This window comes from Streptomyces sp. NPDC020996 (genome assembly GCF_040641355.1).
Classification (GTDB): Bacteria; Actinomycetota; Actinomycetes; order Streptomycetales; family Streptomycetaceae; genus Streptomyces.
This window is the reverse complement of sequence record NZ_JBFADM010000020.1, coordinates 18877-38360: the sequence shown is the minus strand read 5'-3', so window position 1 is coordinate 38360 and position 19484 is coordinate 18877. Positions and strand designations below refer to the sequence as shown.

The following is a 19484-nucleotide window of genomic DNA, read 5'->3' as shown; positions in this document are numbered from 1 at the left end:
CGGTCAGCGGCCGCCGCCCCCGTACAGCGCCTCGACGTCGTCGGCGTAGGCGTCGAGCACCGCGTGCCGCTTGACTTTCAGGGACGGCGTCAGCATTCCGTTCTCCTCGCTGAATTCGCCCTCGACGAGGGCGAAGGCGCGGATGGACTCCGCGCGGGAGACCGCCTGGTTGGCGAAGTCCACGGCCCGCTGCACGTCGGCGCGCATCCGCGGGTCGCGTACCAGCTCGGACGCCGGGGTGTCCGCGGGCAGCTTGCGGACCGACAGCCAGTGTGCGACGGCCTCCGGGTCGAGGGTGATCAGAGCGGCGACGAACGGGCGGTTGTCGCCGACGACGATGCACTGGCCGACGGGCGGGCGGCTGCGCAGCCGGTCCTCCAGGACGGCCGGGGAGACGTTCTTGCCGCCGGAGGTGACGAGGATGTCCTTCTTGCGGCCGGTGATGGTGAGGTAGCCGTCCTCGTCGAGGGAGCCGAGGTCGCCGGTGGCGAACCAGCCGTCGTCCAGGACGGCTTCGGTGGCGGCGGGGTTGTTCCAGTACGCGCCGAAGACGACCCCGCCCTTGATGAGCACCTCCCCGTCGTCGGCGATGCGTACGGCCGTGCCGGGGACGGGCAGGCCGACGGTGCCCGGGCGGGGACCGAGGGGCGGGACGACGGTGGCGGCGGCGCTGGTCTCGGTCAGGCCGTAGCCCTCGTAGACGATGATCCCGGCCGCGTAGAAGAACAGGTTGAGGTCGCGGTCGAGGGGGGAGCCGCCGCTGATGGCGTAGCGCGTGCGGCCGCCGAGTTCCTTGCGGATGCGGCGGTAGACCAGCAGGTCGTACAGGGCCCAGGCGGCGTACAGGCCGGGGCCGGGTCCCTTGCCCCGGCCGAGGAACCTGTTCATGTGGGCCTCGCCGAAGCGGACGCCGATGCGGTGCGCGCGGTCGAAGGAGGCGCCGCGGCCGAGCTTCTCGGCGGTCGCGCGGCCGGTGTCGTGGATCTTCTCGAAGAGGTAGGGGACGCCGACGAGGAAGGTCGGGCGGAACTCCTTGAGCGCGGGGCGCAGTTCGTCGGGCTTGAGGCTCGGGCAGTGGCCGACCTCGATGCGGGCCATCAGGCAGGCGATCTGCAGGGTGCGGCCGAGGATGTGGGCGAGCGGCAGGAAGAGCAGGGTGGAGGCGACCTGGTGGGTGACCTCCTTGAAGATGGGGTGCAGCAGCTCGACGGTGTTGGCGGCCTCGGCGTGCAGGTTGGCGTGGGTGAGCACGCAGCCCTTCGGCCGTCCGGTGGTGCCGGAGGTGTAGCAGACGGTGGCGGTCGTGCCTGGGGTGAGGGACGTACGGCGCTTGGTGACCTCGTCGTCCGGCACGTCGCGGCCGAGGGCGGTGAGGTCGGCGAGCGCGTCCGCGTCCAGCTGCCACACCCGGGGCGGTGTCGGGTGGCCGGCCGTGGCGGTCGTCACCGTGCCGGCGTTGTCCGCGGTCTCGGCGACGACGAAGCGGGCGCCGGAGTCGCGGACGATCCAGTCCACCTGGTCGGCGGAGGAGGTGGCGTAGACGGGCACGGTCTGGCCGCCGGCCGCCCAGATGGCGAAGTCCAGGACGGTCCACTCGTAGCGGGTGCGGGACATCACGGCCACCCGGCCGCCCGGTTCGAGGCCCGCGGCGATCAGTCCCTTGGCCACGGCGGTGACCTCACGGGCGAACGCGGCGGCGGTCACCGGCTGCCAGCCGCCGTCGCGCCTGCGTCGCAGGACCACCGCGTCGGGGGCCTCGGCGGCGTTGGTGAAGGGCAGGTCGGCGGTGCTGCCGGTGGTGACCGGCGCGGCCATGGGGGCGGTGCGGACCTCGCGCACCGTGCCGGTGTCGTCCCGCACGAGCTCGACCTCGGCACGCGCGGCCAGGTCCGTGCGCCGTTTCGCCCGTTTCAGATCCTTGCGTACACCCATGACGGCTCCAGATCGCGGCCTCGGACGGACAGCTCGAACTTACTCCGGAGTCAACTTACCCGCGCGTAAAGGAAGGTCAATGGGTCCGACCGCATCCGCGCGGGCGCGTCGGGGGGTGAGGGGCGGGGCCGGAGGCCCGGGGGCCGACGCCGGGGGCCGGGGGCCGGGGGCCAACGCCGCGGGCCGGGGGCCGAGGCCGGAGCCGGGGCCCGAGGCCCGAAGCCCGAAGCCGAGCCCGGAACCCCAAGGCCCGAGCCCGGGGCCCGGAGCCGAGGCCCGGGGGCCGAGGCCTGACGCCGGGGCCCGAGGCCCGAGGCCGGGGCCCGGGGCCCGAGGCCCGAGGCCGGGGGCCGGGGCCCACGGGCCAGGGGCCTGGGGCCTGGGGCCAGGGGCCAGAGCTCTGGGGCCGAGGCCGAGGTCGGGCCCGGAGGTGGGGCTCAGCTTTCGGTTCGGTGGGCCTGGGCTATTGCTGTGGCCAGGTGGCGGACCTGCTCGTCCTCGGTCTGCCGGGCCAGCTTCGAGGCGGTCTCGTGGAGTGCGGCGAGGCCGGGGGCGCCGGGGAGGGTGCGGCCGCGGTCCGCTCCGGCGCGCAGGGCGTCGGCGAAGCAGGCGGCGACGCCCCTCACCCGGAAGCGGGGGCTCGCCGCGCCCACCGTGTCGTGGAGCGCGCCGGTCTCCAGGTCGCCGGAGCGCTCGTGCGGGGCGCGGGTGGCGGGGTCGAGCCAGCGGACGGTCGCGGTGGCGAGGTGGCCGTCGGCGCCGGGCCGGGTGCGCACGGCGTAGAGGGCGGTCACCGTGTGGCCGGGGCCGACCTCGCCGCCGTCGACGCGTCGTCGCGGAAGTCGTCGTCGGCGACCCGGCGGTCCTCATAGCCGACGAGGCGGAAGTCGGCGACCGTGGCCGGGTCGAAGGAGACCTGGGCCTTGGCGTCGCGGGCGGTGAGGTCGATGTTGCGCGGGAGCTGCTCGCTGAAGACCGTGCGGGCCTCGTCCTCGCCGGACACGTGCTGGGGCCGGGCCACGACCCGCCTAGGACACCACGTCCTTGCGGGCGAAACCGCGGAAGGCGAGGGCGAACAGCACGAGCGCGTACGTCACGGAGACCGCCGTGCCCTGGATCATGCCGGACCACTCGGGGTGCGGCTGGACGGCGTCCGCCCAGGCGAACTGCCAGTGCGCGGGCAGGAAGTCGCGCCAGTCGCCGAGGGCGGTCACGGCGTCCAGGACGTTGCCGACGATGGTCAGGCCGACCGCGCCGCCGACCGCGCCGAGCGGGGCGTCGGTCTTCGTGGACAGCCAGAACGCCAGTCCCGCGGTGACCAGTTGGGACACGAAGAGGTACGCCACGACCACCGCCAGCCGCTGGGCGGCGGTCCCCGGCTCCAGCGCGCCGCCGGTCGGGATCTCCAGCGGGCCCCAGCCGTAGGCTGCCGTGCCGACGGCGAGCGCCACCACGGGCAGCAGCACCATGGCCGCCAGGCTGAGTCCGAGCCCGACGACCAGCTTGGACCACAGCAGGCGGGCCCTGGGCACGGGCGCGGCCAGCAGATAGCGCAGGGAGGACCAGCTCGCCTCGGAGGCGACCGTGTCCCCGCAGAACAGGGCCACCGGGATCACCAGCAGGAAGCCCGCCGACACGAACAGGTTGACGGCGGCGAAGTTGGCGCCGGACGCGGTGGCCGTGTCCATCAGCGTCACCTGGGCGTTGCGGCCGCCCGGGTCGCCGCCGATCGCGAAGGCGACCAGCAGCACGAACGGCAGCGCGGCGAGGATGCCGCCCATGATCAGCGTGCGGCGCCGCTTGAACTGCCGGACCAGTTCGACGCGGAGGGGCAGGGTGCGGCCGGCCCGGTAGCCGGAGGCGGACTGCGCGGACGGGCCGTGCCCGGCGAGCGTGCTCATGCGGAGCCTCCGATCAGGGTGAGGAAGGCGTCTTCCAGACGCCGGTGGGGGCCGAACGAGGCGACCGGAACGTCGAGCCGCACCAACTCGGCCAACAGCCGCGCGGCAGCCGCGGCACGGGGGGCCTCCGGCGTCCCGGCAGGGGCGGACGCGGCGTTCGCCGTCCCGACGGGCGCGGACACCGTGTCTGACGCCCCGGCGACCGGAGCGTCCGGCGTCGTGGCGACCGGCGTCGTGGCGACCGGCGCGGACGCGGGCGCGTCGAGCACGCCCGACGCCTCGACGGGCGCTACCGGCCCCCCGGCGCGGGCGGATGTGACCGGCGCGTCCGGCGTTCCGACGGGCGCGTCCGGCGCCACGGGCGTCCCTACGGGGACGGGCGCGGGCGCGATGGGCGTCTCCCCTGTCCCGGCGGGGCCGGGTGCCGCGTCCGGTGTCCCGGCGGAGGCCGGCCCCTCCGGCGCACCGGCAGAGGCCGGCCCCTCCGGCGCACCGGCAGAGGCCGGCCCGACCGGCGCACCGGCAGAGGCCGGCCCGACCGGCGCACCGGCGGAGGCCGGCCCGACCGGCGCACCGGCGGAGGCGGGCCCGACCGGAGCGGCCGACGTCCCGACAGGGGCCGGCGCGACCGGCGTCCCTGCGGGGGCGACCGGCGTCCCGGCAGAGGCGAGCGGCGTCCCGGCGAATGCGGGTGCCGCCGCAGCCGGGGAGAGGTGGATCAGGAGGCCCTCGGGGGTGCGGGTCGCCGAGTTCACGCCCGGGAGGGCCGCCACCTTCTCGATCAGCGGGTCGGGGACGGGGGCCGCGAGGCCGACGAGCAGGGTGTCGCCGGAGCCGACGATCTCGTCCACCGGGCCCGCCTGGACGAGCCTGCCGCGGTCCATGACGACCAGGTGGGTGCAGGACTGCTCGACCTCGGCCAGCAGGTGACTGGAGACGATCACCGTGCGGCCGCCGGCCGCGTACCGGATCATCACCTCGCGCATCTCGCGGATCTGCGGCGGGTCCAGGCCGTTGGTCGGTTCGTCGAGGATCAGCAGGTCGGGCAGGCCCAGCATGGCCTGGGCGATGGCGAGGCGCTGGCGCATGCCCTGCGAGTACGTGCGCACCGCGCGGGCCAGCGCGTCGCCGAGGCCGGCAATCTCCAGCGCCTCGTCCAGGTGCGCGTCCTCGGGCGGCCGGCCCGTCGCCCGCCAGTACAGCTCCAGGTTCTCCCGGCCGGACAGGTGCGGCAGGAAGCCCGCGCCCTCGACGAACGCGCCGACCCGGGAGAGCACCGGGGAGCCGGGGCGGACCGCGTGGCCGAAAACGCGGATCTCGCCGGCGTCGGGCCTGATCAGGCCCATCAGCATGCGCAGTGTGGTGGTCTTGCCCGCGCCGTTCGGGCCCAGCAGGCCGAGCACCTGGCCCTTCTCGACGCGGAAGGACAGGTCGCGGACCGCGTACCGGTCCGCCGCGCCGGCGTACCGCTTGCTCAGGCCGGTGATCTGCAGCGGGACGCCGTCGAGCGCGGGGTCGGGGGCCGCGGCGGCGGTGCGGCGGCGGCCGGTCAGCAGCAGGGCCAGGGCGACCGCCGCGCCGGCGAGCGGCAGCCACCACACCCACGCGGGCAGCGGCGCGGCGGCCGTCTTCACGCCGGGCGCCGTCGGGACCAGCAGCCCGCCCCGCACGGAGACGGTGTACGTCGCCGGGGCCGCCGGGGAGGCGTAGCCGAGGTCGGTGGAGGCCAGGACCAGGCGCAGCCGGTGCCCCCGCTGGACCTCGTGGTCGATCGCCGGGAGGGTGACCGTGACGTCCTTGCCCGCCCCGGCTCCCTCGACGCGGACGGGCGTGACCAGCTGGGCGGGCAGCACGGGCTGCCCGCCGCCGGGGCCGACGTCGTACACCTTGGCGAACAGCACGGCGGTGTCGCTGGTGGAGCGCACGTGGACGGTGACCGTCGGCGAGCCGGTGATCCTGAGGTCGGTGCGGACCGGCGCCGACTCGAAGCGCGCGTACTGGCCGGGGAAGTCGGCCGACACCCCGACGCCGAGCGACGACAGCTGGGCCAGTCCGCCCAAGCCGCCGAGGCCGGGCAGGGCGGAGACGGCGGGCGGGCTGGCGCCTGCCGGGTTGGCGAAGCTCTGCTCGGGTCCGGTCAGGGCGACCGTCCTGCGCCCGCTCGCCAGCCCGGGATACGTGTCGCCGCTCGCGCCCCGCAGCAGGGCCGCGCCGTCGGTGGAGTCGACGCCTCCGGTGCGGGTGACGCGGAAGGCCGGGCCGGTGTCGGCGCGCCGGTCGTCCTTCAGGTAGCGGTCGAACCAGGCGCGCACCCGGGCCTGCACGCGGCCGGCCTCCAGGTCGCCGCCGTCGTGCCCGCCCGCGATCCAGTCGACGTCGACGGGGGCGCCGTTCGCCCGGATCGCCCGGGCCGCCGCGTCGGCCTGGCCGAGCGGGAAGAGGGAGTCGGTCTGGCCCTGCACCAGCAGCGTGGGCACCTTGATGCGGCCGGCGACGGCGGACGGCGAGCGGGCCTGGAGCAGGGAGCGCGCGGCGGCGTCCGGCGTGCCGGACGCCGCGACCCGCTCGTACATCCGGCACAGCCGGGTCTCGAACCTGGCGCAGCCGCCGCCGGTGTTGACGAAGACGCCCGCCCACAGCTTCTTGAAGACGCCGTTCGGGAAGAGGGCGTCCGCCAGGTTCCAGTACGTGATCGCGGGGGCGATGGCGTCCACCCGGTCGTCGTGGCCCGCGGCCAGCAGGGAGACCGCGCCGCCGTAGGAGGCGCCCGCGACGCCGACGCGCGGGTCGCCCGGCTTGTCGAGCCGCACCTCGGGGCGGGCCGCCAGCCAGTCGATGAGCCGGGAGACGTCGGCGACCTCGCCGTCGGGGGCGTTCAGCCCGATCTTCCCGGTGGACCTGCCGAAACCGCGTGCCGACCAGGTCAGCACCGCGTAGCCGTCCCTCGCCAGGTCCTCCGCCTGCTGCCGGACGTCGGCCTTGCTGCCGCCGAAGCCGTGCGCCAGCAGGACCGCCGGGCGGCGGCCGGCCGGGCCCGCGGTGAAGTACGAGGTGTCCAGGCGCACCCCGTCCACGGCCATCACCCGGTCGCTGCGGCGCACCCGGGGGGCGTCGTCGGAGGCGACGGCCGTCCAGGTGCCGGCGCCGGCGAGCACGACGACGGCGGCCCCGGCGGCCAGCAGCCTCCGGGGCCTCCGCAGCAGCCCGCGCACGCGGGGCAGTCGAAGATCCATGCGTCAACGGTACGGTCCGCCGTCGGCGACCGGGGCAGACCCCGGGGTGAGCCGCCGGCCCTCCCCCGGGAGTACGCGCCCGGGCCGGCGTACCGCGGTCGCGGTAGGCCGGGCCTGCCGGACTCGCCGGGCCCGCCCGGCTTGCCGGGCTTGCCGGGCTTGCCGGGCTTGCCGGGCTTGCCGGGCCTGCCGGGCCTGCCGGGCCTGCCGGGCCTGCCGGGCCTGCCGGGCCTGCCGGGCCTGCCGGGCCTGCCGGGCTCAGGCCTGCGCGTCCTCCGGGAGGGACACCAGCCAGCGCGTGTCCTTGCGCGGGCGGAGGTACAGGACCCAGTACAGGGTGGCGACGGCGGTGATGCCGCCGGTCCACAGCAGGTAGCCGGTCTCCTGCTGGCTGAGGACGTAGGCCAGGACCACGATCAGCAGCACCGGCACCGCGGGCCACAGCGGCATGCGCCAGGCGGGCGTGTGCTTGTGGTGGCCGCGGCGGGACAGCAGCGCGGCGACCGCGACGAGCAGGTACATGCCGGTGACGGAGACGCCCGTCACGCCGTACAGGGTGTCGAGGTTCACGAAGCAGAGCAGCGCGCCGGGGACGCCGACCGCGAGCGTGGCGACCCAGGGGGAGCCGAAGCGGCCGAGCCGGGAGAAGACGTTGTTGACCGGCTCGGGCCAGGCCTTGTCGCGGGCGGAGGCGAACAGGACGCGGGAGTTCTGGATGACCATGACGATGCCGGCGTTGATGATCGCGAGGGCCACGCAGAGGCTGACGAAGGTGCCGACGGCCGAGTTGGACCAGTCGGTGACCATGGTGCTGATGTCGCCGCCGGTGAGCGCGGCGATGTCGGGGGCGCCCATGGTGATGGCGGCGACCGGGACCAGGATGATCACGGTGGAGATGGCGAGGGTGGCCAGCACCGTGCGGGCGACGTTGCGGCGCGGGTGCTCCAGCTCCTCGGAGAGGTAGACGGCGGTGGAGAAGCCCTGGGTGATGAAGAGGGCGATGGCGAGGCCGGAGACCACCATCATGGCCGTCACGGTGTCCGCGTGGCCGTCGGCGCCGGCCACCTGCATCGACACCAGGCTGTCGGCGCCCCGCTCGCCGTGGGCGAAGCCGAGGAAGGCCACCACGGCCGCCGCGATGACCTCGAGGACCAGGAAGATGCCGGTGATCCAGGCGTTGGCGCGCAGGTCGAGCAGACCGGCGAGGGTGGCCAGCAGCATCACGCCGGCGCCGGTCATCGCCGGGTCGAGGTGCACGATCGGGGCGAGGTAGTCGGCCGTGCCCATCGCGATCACCGGCGGGACGATCATGACCACCAGCAGGGACAGCACGAACACCAGCCAGCCCGCGAGCCGCCCGGCCATCGTCGACACCATGGCGTACTCGCCGCCCGCGCTGGGGATGAGGGTGCCCAGCTCGGAGTAGCAGAACGCCACGGCGATACAGAGGAGGGAGCCGATGGCGATCGTCAGGGCGGTGGCGGTGCCGAGCGAGCCGAACAGGTCGGGGACGACCACGAACAGCGTGGAGGCCGGTGTCACGCACGAGAGCGTCAGCAGGGTCCCGCCGACCACGCCGATGGAGCGCTTGAGCTTCTGGGGGCTGTCCGCCGCCGCTGCTGCTGCGGCGGCGGTCTCGGCGGGGCGGAGCGTGTCGGTCATGCAACAGGTCCGATCGACTCGTACGACTGAGGGTGTGGGTCGGGAGCGCGCTATCGCCTCCGGCGGATCGCGTCCTGGTTCTCTACGTCCGCTCCCGGCGCCAGCATGGAACCCCGACGAAAACCATCACGTCAATGGCTGTTTACCTACGGATTCCGTTGCCGGTGTGCGATTCATCGAGCGTTAACGTTGCGTCAAGACCGCAAAACGGGCCACTTTCAGCCGTACGGTAACCGTAGCGCGGCCGGAAAAAAAGTGGAGCCGTCCGTTTACCGGACGGCCCCACCGGGGGTGCGGGTGACTCTCAGTGGTTGCGCGGGAAGCCCAGGTCGACGCCCGTCGGGGCGTCCGCCGGGTCGGGCCAGCGGGTGGTGACGACCTTGCCGCGGGTGTAGAAGTGCGTGCCGTCGTTGCCGTAGATGTGGTGGTCGCCGAAGAGGGAGTCCTTCCAGCCGCCGAAGCTGTGGTAGCCGACCGGGACCGGGATCGGGACGTTCACGCCGACCATGCCGGCCTCCACCTCCAGCTGGAAGCGGCGGGCCGCGCCGCCGTCCCGGGTGAAGATCGCGGTGCCGTTGCCGAAGGGCGAGCCGTTGATGAGGGCCAGGCCCTCCTCGTAGGTGTCGACGCGCAGCACGCACAGCACCGGGCCGAAGATCTCGTCCTGGTAGGCCTTCGCCGTGGTGGGCACCTTGTCGAGCAGGGAGATGCCGATCCAGTGGCCGTCCTCGTAGCCTTCGACGGTGTAGCCGGTGCCGTCGAGCACGACCTCGGCGCCCTCGGCGGCCGCGTTCGTGACGTAGGACGCCACCTTGTCGCGGTGGACGGCGGTGATCAGCGGACCCATCTCGGAGGCGGGGTCGTTGCCGGGGCCGATCTTGATCTTCTCGGCGCGCTCGCGGATCTTCTCCACCAGCTCGTCGCCGACCGGGCCGACCGCGACGACCGCGGAGATGGCCATGCAGCGCTCGCCCGCGGAGCCGTAGGCGGCCGATACGGCGGCGTCCGCGGCCGCGTCCAGGTCGGCGTCCGGCAGTACCAGCATGTGGTTCTTCGCGCCGCCCAGGGCCTGCACGCGCTTGCCGTTGGCGGAGGCGGTGGTGTGGATGTAGCGGGCGATCGGGGTGGAGCCGACGAAGGAGACGGCCTTGACGTCCGGGTGCTCCAGCAGGCGGTCGACGGCCACCTTGTCGCCGTGCACGACGTTGAAGACGCCGTCGGGCAGGCCCGCCTCGGCGAGCAGCTCGGCGAGCTTCAGCGACGCCGACGGGTCCTTCTCGCTCGGCTTCAGCACGAAGGTGTTGCCGCAGGCGATGGCGATCGGGAACATCCACATCGGGACCATCGCCGGGAAGTTGAACGGCGTGATGCCCGCGACGACGCCGAGCGGCTGCCGGATCGCGGCCACGTCGACGCGGCTGGCGACCTGCGTGGACAGCTCGCCCTTGAGCTGCACGGTGATCCCGCACGCCAGGTCGACGATCTCCAGGCCGCGCGCCACCTCACCGAGGGCGTCGGAGTGCACCTTGCCGTGCTCGGCGGTGATCAGCTCCGCGATCGCGTCCCGGTTGGCGTCCAGCAGGGCGCGGAAGCGGAAGAGGATCTCCGTGCGCTTGGCCAGCGAGGACTGGCCCCAGGTCGCGTAGGCGTCCTTGGCGGCGGCGACCGCCGCGTCCACCTCGTCGACCGTCGCGAAGGCGACCTTCGCGGTGACGGCGCCGGTCGCCGGGTCGGTCACCGGCCCGAACGTACCCGAGGCGCCTTCGACGGTCTTGCCGCCGATCCAGTGGTTGACGATCTTCGTCATGCCCGGTTTCTCCTTCACAGATGGCGGCGTCGGGTAGAGACGTGCCGTTCGTACAGCTCTCGCGCCTTGACCGCCGACGCTCGGGTCGCGGTCTCGGCCACGGGTACATCCCACCAGGCCTGCGCCGGAGGCGCGCCCGACACTGTGTCTGACGTTTCGGTCTCGACGTAGACACATGTGGGTGTGTCGGCGGCCCGCGCCTCGGCGAGCGCCTCGCGCAGTTCCCCGACGGTCCTCGCGCGCAGCACGCGCATGCCGAGGCTGGCCGCGTTGGCGGCGAGGTCCACCGGCAGCGGGGCGCCGGTGTACGTGCCGTCGCCGGCCGGGAAGCGGTAGGCGGTGCCGAACCGTTCGCCGCCCACCGACTCCGACAGGCCGCCGATGGAGGCGTACCCGTGGTTCTGCACGATGACGACCTTGATCGCGAGGCCCTCCTGCACGGCCGTCACGATCTCCGTCGGCATCATCAGGTATGTGCCGTCGCCGACCAGCGCCCACACGGGCCGGTCGGGGGCGGCGAGTTTCACGCCTATCGCGGCCGGGATCTCGTAGCCCATGCACGAGTAGCCGTATTCGACGTGGTACTGGTCGCGGGAGCGGGTCCGCCACAGCTTGTGCAGGTCGCCCGGCAGCGAACCGGCCGCGTTGACGATCACGTCCGTGTCGTCCACCACGGCGTCCAGGGCGCCGAGGACCTGTGGCTGCGTCGGCCGCACGTCGGGGTCGTCGGCCTCGAAGCAGGCGTCGACGCGCTGCTCCCAGCGCTCCTTGTCCTCGGTGTACTCCGCGACGTAGGAGTCGGCGACCCGGTGGTCGTGCATCTGAAGCGCCTCGGTCAGCTCCTGCAGGCCGCTGCGGGCGTCGGCGACCAGCGGCAGGCCGGCGAGCTTGTGGCCGTCGAAGGGCGCGATGTTGACGTTGAGGAAGCGGACGCCGTCGCCGGTGAACAGGGTGCCGGAGGCGGTGGTGAAGTCGGTGTAGCGGGTGCCGACGCCGATCACCAGGTCGGCGGTGCGGGCGAGCTCGTCCGCGGTCGCGGTGCCGGTGTGACCGACGCCGCCGACGTCCTGCGGGTGGTCGTGGCGCAGGGAGCCCTTGCCGGCCTGGGTGGAGGCGACCGGGATGCGGGTGGCCTCCGCGAACTCCGCGAGGGCCTCCTCGGCGCGGCTGTGGTGCACCCCGCCGCCCGCGACGACCAGGGGCCGGCGGGCCGACCGGATCACGCGGACCGCGTCGGCGAGCTCGGCCGGGTCGGGGCCCGGCCTGCGGACGGCCCAGGTGCGCTGCGCGAAGAACTCCTCCGGCCAGTCGTACGCCTCGGCCTGGACGTCCTGCGGCAGCGCGAGCGTGACCGCGCCGGTGTCCACGGGGTCGGTGAGCACGCGCATCGCGTTCAGGGCCGCGGGGATCAGGGCCGGCGGGCGGGTGATCCGGTCGAAGTACCTCGACACCGGGCGCAGGCAGTCGTTGACCGACACGTCGCCGGCGTGGGGGACCTCGAGCTGCTGCAGCACCGGGTCGGCGGGGCGGCCGGCGAAGACGTCGCCGGGCAGCAGCAGGACCGGGAGGTGGTTGATCGTGGCGAGCGCGGCGCCGGTGACGAGGTTGGTCGCGCCCGGACCGATGGAGGTCGTCACCGCGTGTGTGGACAGCCGGTCGGACTGGCGGGCGTAGCCGACCGCCGCGTGCACCATGGCCTGCTCGTTGCGGCCCTGGTGGTACGGCATGTCAGCGGCGTACTCCACCAGTGCCTGGCCGATCCCCGCCACGTTGCCGTGGCCGAAGATGCCCCAGGTCGCGCCGATGAGCCGGCGCCGTACGCCGTCCCGCTCGGTGTACTGGGCGGACAGGAAGCGCACGAGCGCCTGCGCGACCGTGAGCCTCGTCGTCGAGGTCTGCACCGTCATCGGTATCCCTCCCTGTGGTCCGGGTGAAAGCCGTCGGGTGCGCTTTCACGCCGGGGAGACACGCGTGTGCGGCCGAAGCCGTTCGGGACCTCCGGCGCGGGGCCGTAGCGGGCGGGGAGTCGTCGCTCGCACTTCGCTCCTGCCAGGGCGAAGCGGTCTCCCGCGCCGGAGGCGATCTGGACCCGGGGGCTCGGGGGGCGTGCGCCGCGCCGGTGTCCGACGCGAACACGCTTGCCCCGTCCGGGAGTTGTGGTTCCTCAGGACCTGTTTGCACGGTACATCCGACGTGTCGCGGGAGCACCCGCAGCTCGTCGCTGATGTCGCTGATGTCGCTGATGTCGCTCATACGGCGGCCTCACAGCAGCCCCACGGCGGCGTCCACGGCCGCGGCCACGTCGCCGTCCGCCGGATACAGCAGCGAACGGCCGGCCACCATGCCCCGCACGGTCGGCAGCCGCAGGGCGCCGCGCCACTTCTCGTACGCCGCCGCCCGGTCCTCGGCTCCGTCGCCGATGTCGCCGCCGAGGAGGACCGCGGGCAGCGTGGAGGTCGCCATGACCTCCGCCATGGCGTCGGGGTCGTCGGTGACCGGCACCTTCAGCCAGGTGTAGGCCGAGGTGCCGCCCAGGCCGGAGGCGATGGCGATGGACCTGGTCACCGCCTCGGCGGACAGGTCGTTGCGCAGTCCGCCGCCGTCGGTGCGGCGGCTGATGAACGGCTCGACGAAGACGGGGAGCCGGCGTGCGGCCATGGCGTCGACGACGCGGGCGGCGGACTCCAGGGTGGTGAGGGAGCCCGGGTCGTCGTAGTCGATGCGCAGCAGCAGCTTGCCGGCGTCGAATCCGAGGCGGTCGATGTCCTCGGGGCGGTGGCCGGTGAAGCGGTCGTCGAGTTCGAAGCGGGCGCCCTGCAGGCCGCCGCGGTTCATGGAGCCCATGACGACCTTGCCGTCGAGGGCGCCGAGCAGCAGCAGGTCGTCCAGGATGTCGGCGGTGGCGAGGACGCCGTCCACACCGGGGCGGGACAGCGCCAGGCACAGGCGCCGGAGCAGGTCGGCGCGGTCGGCCATGGCGAACCCGCGGTCGCCGACGCCGAGGGCGCCGCGGGCCGGGTGGTCGGCGGCGACGATCATCAGCCGGCCGGTGTCGCCGAGCAGCGGGCGGCGGATCCGGCGGGCGGCGGCCTCCGCGACCGCCTCGGGGTGGCGGGCGCGGATGCGCACGAGTTCGGCCACGTCCACGCGGTCGGGCGCGGGGCCGGGGGTGTGCGCGGGGGCGAGGTTGGGGCCGACGGTGTGCGCGGGGGCGGGCTCGGGCCTGCCGATGGCCCCGCGGGCGGGCCCTTCGGCGCTGTGGTGCGCGGGCGCGGGCCCGGCGGCGTTCCGGTGCGCGGGCGCGGGCGCGGCGGTGTCCACGCGCGCGGGTGCCGGCCCGTCCCCGTCGCCGGGGTGGGCGCCCGTGACGCGGCCGGCCCTCACCGCACCGCTCCGGCCTTCAGGGCGGCCTCGATCTCGTCCGTGGTCGGCATGGCGGAGGAGCACTCCAGGCGGGAGGCGACGATCGCGCCGGCCGCGTTGGCGTGCCGCATGACCGTCTCCAGGTCCCAGCCCTCCAGCAGGCCGTGGCACAGGGAGCCGCCGAAGGCGTCGCCGGCGCCGAGGCCGTTGAGGACGTCGACCGGCAGCGGAGGCACCTCGGCGGTGCCGCCCCTGCTGTCGACGGCGAGGACGCCCTTGGGTCCCTGCTTGACGACCGCGAGTTCGACCCCGGCGTCGAGCAGCGCGCGGGCGGCGGCGTGCGGCTCGCGCACGCCGGTGGCGACCTCCACCTCGTCCAGGTTCCCGACGGCGACGGTGGTGTGGCGCAGGGCCTCCCGGTAGAAGGGGCGGGCCGCGTCGGGGTCGCGCCAGAACATGGGGCGCCAGTCGAGGTCGAAGACGGTGGTGCCGGCCTTGGCCCGGTGGGCGAGGGCGGCCAGCGTCGCCGTGCGGCTCGGCTCCTCGCTCAGGCCGGTGCCGGTGACCCAGAAGACGCGGGCCTCGCGGACGGCGTCGAGGTCGAGTTCGTGGGCGTCGATCTCCAGGTCGGGGGCCTTGGGCTGCCGGTAGAAGTAGAGCGGGAAGTCGTCCGGCGGGAAGACCTCGCAGAACGTGACGGGCGTGGGCAGCCCGGGGACCGGGGTGACCCAGCGGTCGTCCACGCCGAAGCCCTTCAGCGCCTCGTGGAGGTAGACGCCGAAGGGGTCGTCGCCGGTCCGGGTGATCACCGCGGAGCGGCGGCCCAGGCGGGCCGCGGCGACCGCGACGTTGGCCGCCGAGCCGCCGAGGAACTTGCCGAAGGTCGTCACCTGCGGCAGCGGGACACCGGTCTGCAGGGGATACAGATCCACCCCGATCCGCCCCATGGTGATCAGGTCGTACGCCATCGGCTTCCCTTCGCATCGGCTCTCCGGCGTTTCTAGCTCCGCACGGCGAGCCGTGTCAATGGTTTGTCCGGACATTCGGACGAGTCCTTTGACAGCGCTTGCCATGAGTCCGCGCCGCCGGCGTCAACGCGCCGCGCCGGTGAGCCCGCGTACGCCTTTGCTGCACTCCTGTCACAAAAGCCACCCCCGTGTCACACATGTCGCATCTTCGCGGGCGGGCCGTCACACCCGGCGCACAGCCGCTGCCCGCCTCCGGGGTGGCTCGTTGGGCACAGGGTTCCTGATCGCCAGCGCAGCGCCCGGTCCCCCCGACGGCCGCCCCCGGCCGCCACCGCGGTGCGCGCGGGGAGGTGCAAGTCGATGACCGACCGAAGGCTCTGGTCGTACAAGGAGATCGCGGCGCACATCCGGGTACAGCCGGACACCGTGCGGTCCTACCGCAAGCACGGGCTGCTCCCGCCGCCCGACCACGTCGAGGGCGGCAAGCCCTACTGGTACGCCGACACCGTCCGCGCCTGGGTCGCCGCCCGGCCCCGCAACCGCGGGCGCCGGGAGGACTGACCCTCCCGGCACGGCCCCCCGGTCGCCGTCAGTCCCACGGCGCGACGACCGTCACCCCCGCTCCGGGCGCCGTGCCGAGCGCCGCCAGCGCCTCCGGCACCGCGTCCAGCGGGATCGTCGACGTCACCAGCAGATCGGGGCGCAGCACGCCCGCCCGCACCAGCTCCAGCATGGGGGCGTAGGTGTGGGCGGCCATGCCGTGGCTGCCCATGACGTCGAGTTCCAGGGCGATCGCGCGGGCCATCGGGACGGCCGTGGTGCCGTCCGGTGACGGCAGCAGGCCCACCTGCACGTGCCGGCCGCGGCGGCGCAGGCCGTTCACCGACGCGGCGCAGGTGGCGGGCGAGCCGAGGGCGTCGAGGGAGAGGTGGGCGCCGCCGCCGGTCAGCTCCCGTACGGCCTGCGCGGTGTCCGGCGTGCGCGACGCGTCCACGCAGTGCGCCGCACCGAACCGCCGTGCCAGCTCCAGCGCCCCGGGCGACACGTCGACGGCGACGACCCGCGCGCCCGACGCCGCCGCGATCATCACCGCGGACAGGCCCACGCCCCCGCAGCCGTGCACCGCCACCCACTCCCCCGCGGCCACCCGGCCCCGCTGCACCACCGCGCGGAACGCCGTCGCGAACCGGCAGCCGAGCGAGGCCGCCGTCGCGGAGGACAGCTCCGGCGGTACGGCGACCAGGTTCACGTCGGCGTGGTCCAGCGCCACGTACTGCGCGAAGGAGCCCCAGTGGGTGAAGCCGGGCTGGGTCTGCCGCTCGCACACCTGCTGCTCGCCCGCCGCGCACGCGCCGCAGGTGCCGCACGCGCACACGAACGGCACGGTGACCCGGTCGCCGGGACGCCAGCCGGTGACCCGGTCGCCCACCGCCTCGACGACACCGGCGAGCTCGTGGCCGGGCACGTGCGGCAGCGTGATGTCCGGGTCGTGGCCCTGCCAGCCGTGCCAGTCGCTGCGGCACAGGCCGGTGGCCTCGACCCGCACGACCACGCCGTGCTCGGCGGGCCGCGGATCCGGCACGTCCCGCACCTCGGCCGGCTCCCCGTACCGTTCGAACACCACCGCGCGCATCCGCCGCCTCGCCTTTTCGTCCGCCCCAGGGGCCTGTCCGGTTCGTCCGCCCCATAGGCCTGTCCGGTTCGTCCGTGCAGGGGCCGGTCCGGATACGCCCTGGCCTCGGCTCCTGGAGATCACCGCGTTCTCGCTGAACTCTAGGCGAGGGACCGGGGAGGGCCCGGCGAAGACCCGGGGGAGCCCGCCGCGGCGGGCGGTCCTTGGATAAATACCCCCTAGGGGTACAGTGGAGTTGGTGGAGGTCCCCGTGGGCCCCCACAGCCCCACCCGCCTCGACGAGGAGAGAGACATGACCGCCCAGTCCGACACCCCGGCTTCCGTCACCACCGTCTACAAGGTGAGCGGCATGAGCTGCGGACACTGCGAGGGCTCCGTCTCCGGTGAGATCTCCGAGATCCCCGGCGTCAGCTCGGTGAAGGCCGTCGCCTCGACCGGCGAGGTCACCGTGGTCTCCGCGGCCCCCCTCGACGAGGCCGCGGTGCGCGCCGCGGTGGACGAGGCGGGCTACGAGCTCGTCGGTACCGTCTGACCGACAGCACCTGTTCTCCGACCGACCGTGCCGACCAGCTGATACTGCGTCCGCGCGGTCCGGTCCGATGTCTGGAGTCCGGACATGACCAGCACCACCGCCCACACACCGGCGGACCAGGACGGCCACTCCGAGGTCGAGCTGCTCATCGGCGGGATGACCTGCGCCTCCTGCGCGGCCCGCGTCGAGAAGAAGCTCAACCGCATGGACGGCGTCACGGCCACGGTGAACTTCGCGACGGAGAAGGCCAAGGTCAGCTACCCCTCCGGGGTGCAGGTCGCCGACCTGATCGCCACCGTGGTGAAGACCGGCTACACGGCCGAGGAACCCGCGCCGCCGCGGCCGGAGCCGGAGTCGGCCGGGGAGACGACGCCGGAGGACCCCGAACTCGCCGCCTACCGGCAGCGCTTCACCGTCTCCGCCCTGCTGGCCGCCCCGGTCGTCCTGATGTCCATGATCCCGGCCCTCCAGTTCGACAACTGGCAGTGGCTGGCGCTCACCCTCGCCTCCCCCGTGGTCGTCTGGGGCGCCCTGCCCTTCCACCGGGCCGCCTGGACGAACGCCCGGCACGGCGCCGCCACCATGGACACCCTCGTCTCGGTCGGCACGCTGGCCGCGTTCACCTGGTCGCTGTGGGCGCTGTTCTTCGGTGACGCGGGCATGACCGGCATGCGGGACGAGTTCAGCTTCACCGTCTCCCGCGCCCAGGGCACGTCCACGATCTACCTGGAGGTCGCCTCCGGCGTCGTCGCCTTCATCCTGCTCGGCCGCTTCCTGGAGGCCCGCTCCAAGCGCCGGGCGGGAGCGGCCCTGCGGGCGCTGATGGAACTCGGCGCCAAGGACGTGGCCGTACTGCGCGCCGGCCGCGAGGTCCGCGTGCCGGTGTCCCAGCTGGCCGTCGGCGACCGTTTCGTCGTACGGCCCGGGGAGAAGATCGCCACCGACGGCACCGTGGTCGAGGGCACGTCCGCGGTGGACGCCGCCATGCTGACCGGCGAGTCGGTGCCGGTCGACGTGACCGTCGGCGACGCCGTCACCGGCGCGACGGTGAACGCCGGGGGCCGGCTGGTCGTCGAGGCCACCCGGGTCGGCGCCGACACGCAGCTGGCCCGGATGGCGCGGCTGGTGGAGGACGCGCAGAACGGCAAGGCCGAGGTGCAGCGGCTCGCCGACCGCATCTCCGCGGTGTTCGTGCCCGTCGTGATCGGGATCGCGGTCGCCACGTTCGGGGGGTGGCTCGGCGCCAGCGGCGACACCGGCGCCGCGTTCACCGCGGCCGTCGCGGTGCTGATCATCGCCTGCCCGTGCGCGCTGGGCCTGGCCACGCCGACCGCGCTGATGGTCGGCACCGGGCGCGGCGCGCAGCTCGGCATCCTCATCAAGGGCCCCGAGGTGCTGGAGTCGACCCGGCGCGTCGACACGGTCGTCCTCGACAAGACCGGCACCGTCACCACCGGCCGGATGACCCTCCAGGAGGTGTACGCCGCCGACGGCGCGGACGAGAAGCAGGTGCTGCGGCTCGCGGGCGCGGTGGAGCACGCCTCCGAGCACCCCGTCGCCCGGGCGGTGGCCGCGGGCGCCGAGGAGCGCGTCGGGCGGCTCCCGGAGGCCGAGGCGTTCGAGAACGTGCCCGGACGGGGCGTACGCGGGCGCGTGGAGGGCCTGGAGGTGGCCGTGGGGCGGCTCTTCGAGGCACTGCCCGCGGACCTGGCCCGCGCCAAGGACGAGGCCGAGCGGGACGGCCGTACGGCCGTCGTGGTCGGCTGGGACGGAGTGGCACGCGGTGTCGTGGCCGTCGCGGACGCGGTCAAGGAGACCAGCGCCGAGGCCGTGCGCGAGCTGCGGGCGCTGGGGCTCACGCCGATGCTGCTGACCGGGGACAACCGGGCGGTGGCGCGGGCGGTGGCCCGGGCGGTCGGGATCGACCCCGGCGACGTGATCGCCGAGGTGCTCCCGGAGGACAAGGTCGACGCCGTCAGGCGGCTCCAGGCCGAGGGGCGCAGCGTGGCCATGGTGGGCGACGGGGTCAACGACGCGGCCGCGCTGGCCACCGCCGACCTGGGCCTGGCGATGGGCACCGGAACGGACGCGGCGATCGAGGCGGGCGACCTGACGCTGGTGCGCGGGGACCTGCGGGTGGCCGCGGACGCGATCCGGCTCTCGCGCCGCACGCTGTCGACCATCAAGGGCAACCTGGTGTGGGCCTTCGGATACAACGTGGCCGCGCTGCCGCTGGCCGCCGCGGGCCTGCTCAACCCGATGATCGCGGGGGCCGCGATGGCCTTCTCGTCGGTGTTCGTGGTGACGAACAGCCTGCGGCTGCGGACGTTCCGGTGACGTTCCACCGAGGGAACGTTCCGCCGACGGCCGGCGATTTTATTACCGGCGGGTTGGTGGGGGCGGAAGTAAAAGTCCCTCTAGAGTCCTGCCTCGGCCTCACATAAGCTCTTCAC

General features: G+C 74.3%; 12 protein-coding genes and 2 pseudogenes. 3 read left to right on the top strand and 11 right to left on the bottom strand.

Going from position 1 to position 19484, the window contains the following annotated elements:
• Positions 1-3: 3 nt before the first annotated feature.
• The 10 genes and pseudogenes from AB0G63_RS16680 to iolC form a co-directional block, all read right to left on the bottom strand.
• Complete coding sequence (locus tag AB0G63_RS16680; protein WP_360750458.1) at positions 4-1932, bottom strand: AMP-dependent synthetase/ligase; 1929 nt, start codon at positions 1930-1932, stop codon at positions 4-6.
• 437 nt (positions 1933-2369) lie between these two features.
• Positions 2370-2938, bottom strand: a pseudogene (locus AB0G63_RS16675) (YfbK domain-containing protein); the annotation flags it as partial.
• A gap of 22 nt (positions 2939-2960) precedes the next feature.
• Positions 2961-3833, bottom strand: coding sequence for an ABC transporter permease (locus tag AB0G63_RS16670; RefSeq protein WP_351884871.1), 873 nt, complete (start codon positions 3831-3833; stop codon positions 2961-2963).
• Positions 3830-7066, bottom strand: a complete 3237-nt coding sequence (locus AB0G63_RS16665; protein WP_360750456.1) for an alpha/beta fold hydrolase — start codon at positions 7064-7066, stop codon at positions 3830-3832. Before AB0G63_RS16665 ends, AB0G63_RS16670 begins: the two co-directional genes overlap by 4 nt.
• A 258-nt stretch (positions 7067-7324) precedes the next feature.
• On the bottom strand, positions 7325-8728 hold the full coding sequence (locus AB0G63_RS16660) for an APC family permease (protein ID WP_360750454.1): 1404 nt from the start codon (positions 8726-8728) through the stop codon (positions 7325-7327).
• Positions 8729-9032: 304 nt separating this feature from the next.
• The gene (mmsA, locus tag AB0G63_RS16655; RefSeq protein ID WP_360750452.1) at positions 9033-10535 is read right to left on the bottom strand and encodes a CoA-acylating methylmalonate-semialdehyde dehydrogenase; all 1503 of its coding nucleotides are present in this window, start codon (positions 10533-10535) and stop codon (positions 9033-9035) included.
• A gap of 14 nt (positions 10536-10549) precedes the next feature.
• On the bottom strand, positions 10550-12442 hold the full coding sequence (iolD, locus tag AB0G63_RS16650) for a 3D-(3,5/4)-trihydroxycyclohexane-1,2-dione acylhydrolase (decyclizing) (protein ID WP_360750450.1): 1893 nt from the start codon (positions 12440-12442) through the stop codon (positions 10550-10552).
• An 83-nt stretch (positions 12443-12525) separates the two neighbouring features.
• A pseudogene (locus AB0G63_RS16645) lies at positions 12526-12674 on the bottom strand (5-deoxy-glucuronate isomerase); the annotation flags it as partial.
• A gap of 123 nt (positions 12675-12797) precedes the next feature.
• Complete coding sequence (locus tag AB0G63_RS16640; protein ID WP_360750579.1) at positions 12798-13682, bottom strand: deoxyribose-phosphate aldolase; 885 nt, start codon at positions 13680-13682, stop codon at positions 12798-12800.
• Positions 13683-13915: 233 nt separating this feature from the next.
• A complete protein-coding gene (iolC, locus tag AB0G63_RS16635; RefSeq protein WP_360750448.1) occupies positions 13916-14866 on the bottom strand; it encodes a 5-dehydro-2-deoxygluconokinase in 951 nt (316 codons plus the stop codon).
• Between the two features lie 360 nt (positions 14867-15226).
• On the opposite strand from iolC, the gene AB0G63_RS16630 reads away from it, so the two are divergent.
• Positions 15227-15427 (top strand): MerR family transcriptional regulator, encoded by a 201-nt coding sequence (locus AB0G63_RS16630; RefSeq protein WP_324783966.1) that lies wholly within the window; start codon positions 15227-15229, stop codon positions 15425-15427.
• A gap of 28 nt (positions 15428-15455) precedes the next feature.
• On the opposite strand, the gene AB0G63_RS16625 is transcribed toward AB0G63_RS16630, so the two are convergent.
• Positions 15456-16499: a zinc-dependent alcohol dehydrogenase family protein gene (locus AB0G63_RS16625; RefSeq protein ID WP_324783967.1), complete on the bottom strand. Its 1044-nt coding sequence runs from the start codon at positions 16497-16499 to the stop codon at positions 15456-15458.
• A gap of 292 nt (positions 16500-16791) precedes the next feature.
• Here AB0G63_RS16625 and AB0G63_RS16620 point away from each other — a divergent pair, with 292 nt between their 5' ends.
• Together AB0G63_RS16620 and AB0G63_RS16615 are read left to right on the top strand one after the other, a co-directional pair.
• Entirely contained in the window at positions 16792-17031 is a 240-nt protein-coding gene (locus AB0G63_RS16620) for a heavy-metal-associated domain-containing protein (protein ID WP_360750445.1), read from the top strand.
• Between the two features lie 84 nt (positions 17032-17115).
• Complete coding sequence (locus tag AB0G63_RS16615) at positions 17116-19368, top strand: heavy metal translocating P-type ATPase (RefSeq protein WP_360750443.1); 2253 nt, start codon at positions 17116-17118, stop codon at positions 19366-19368.
• The last annotated feature ends 116 nt before the right edge of the window (positions 19369-19484 follow it).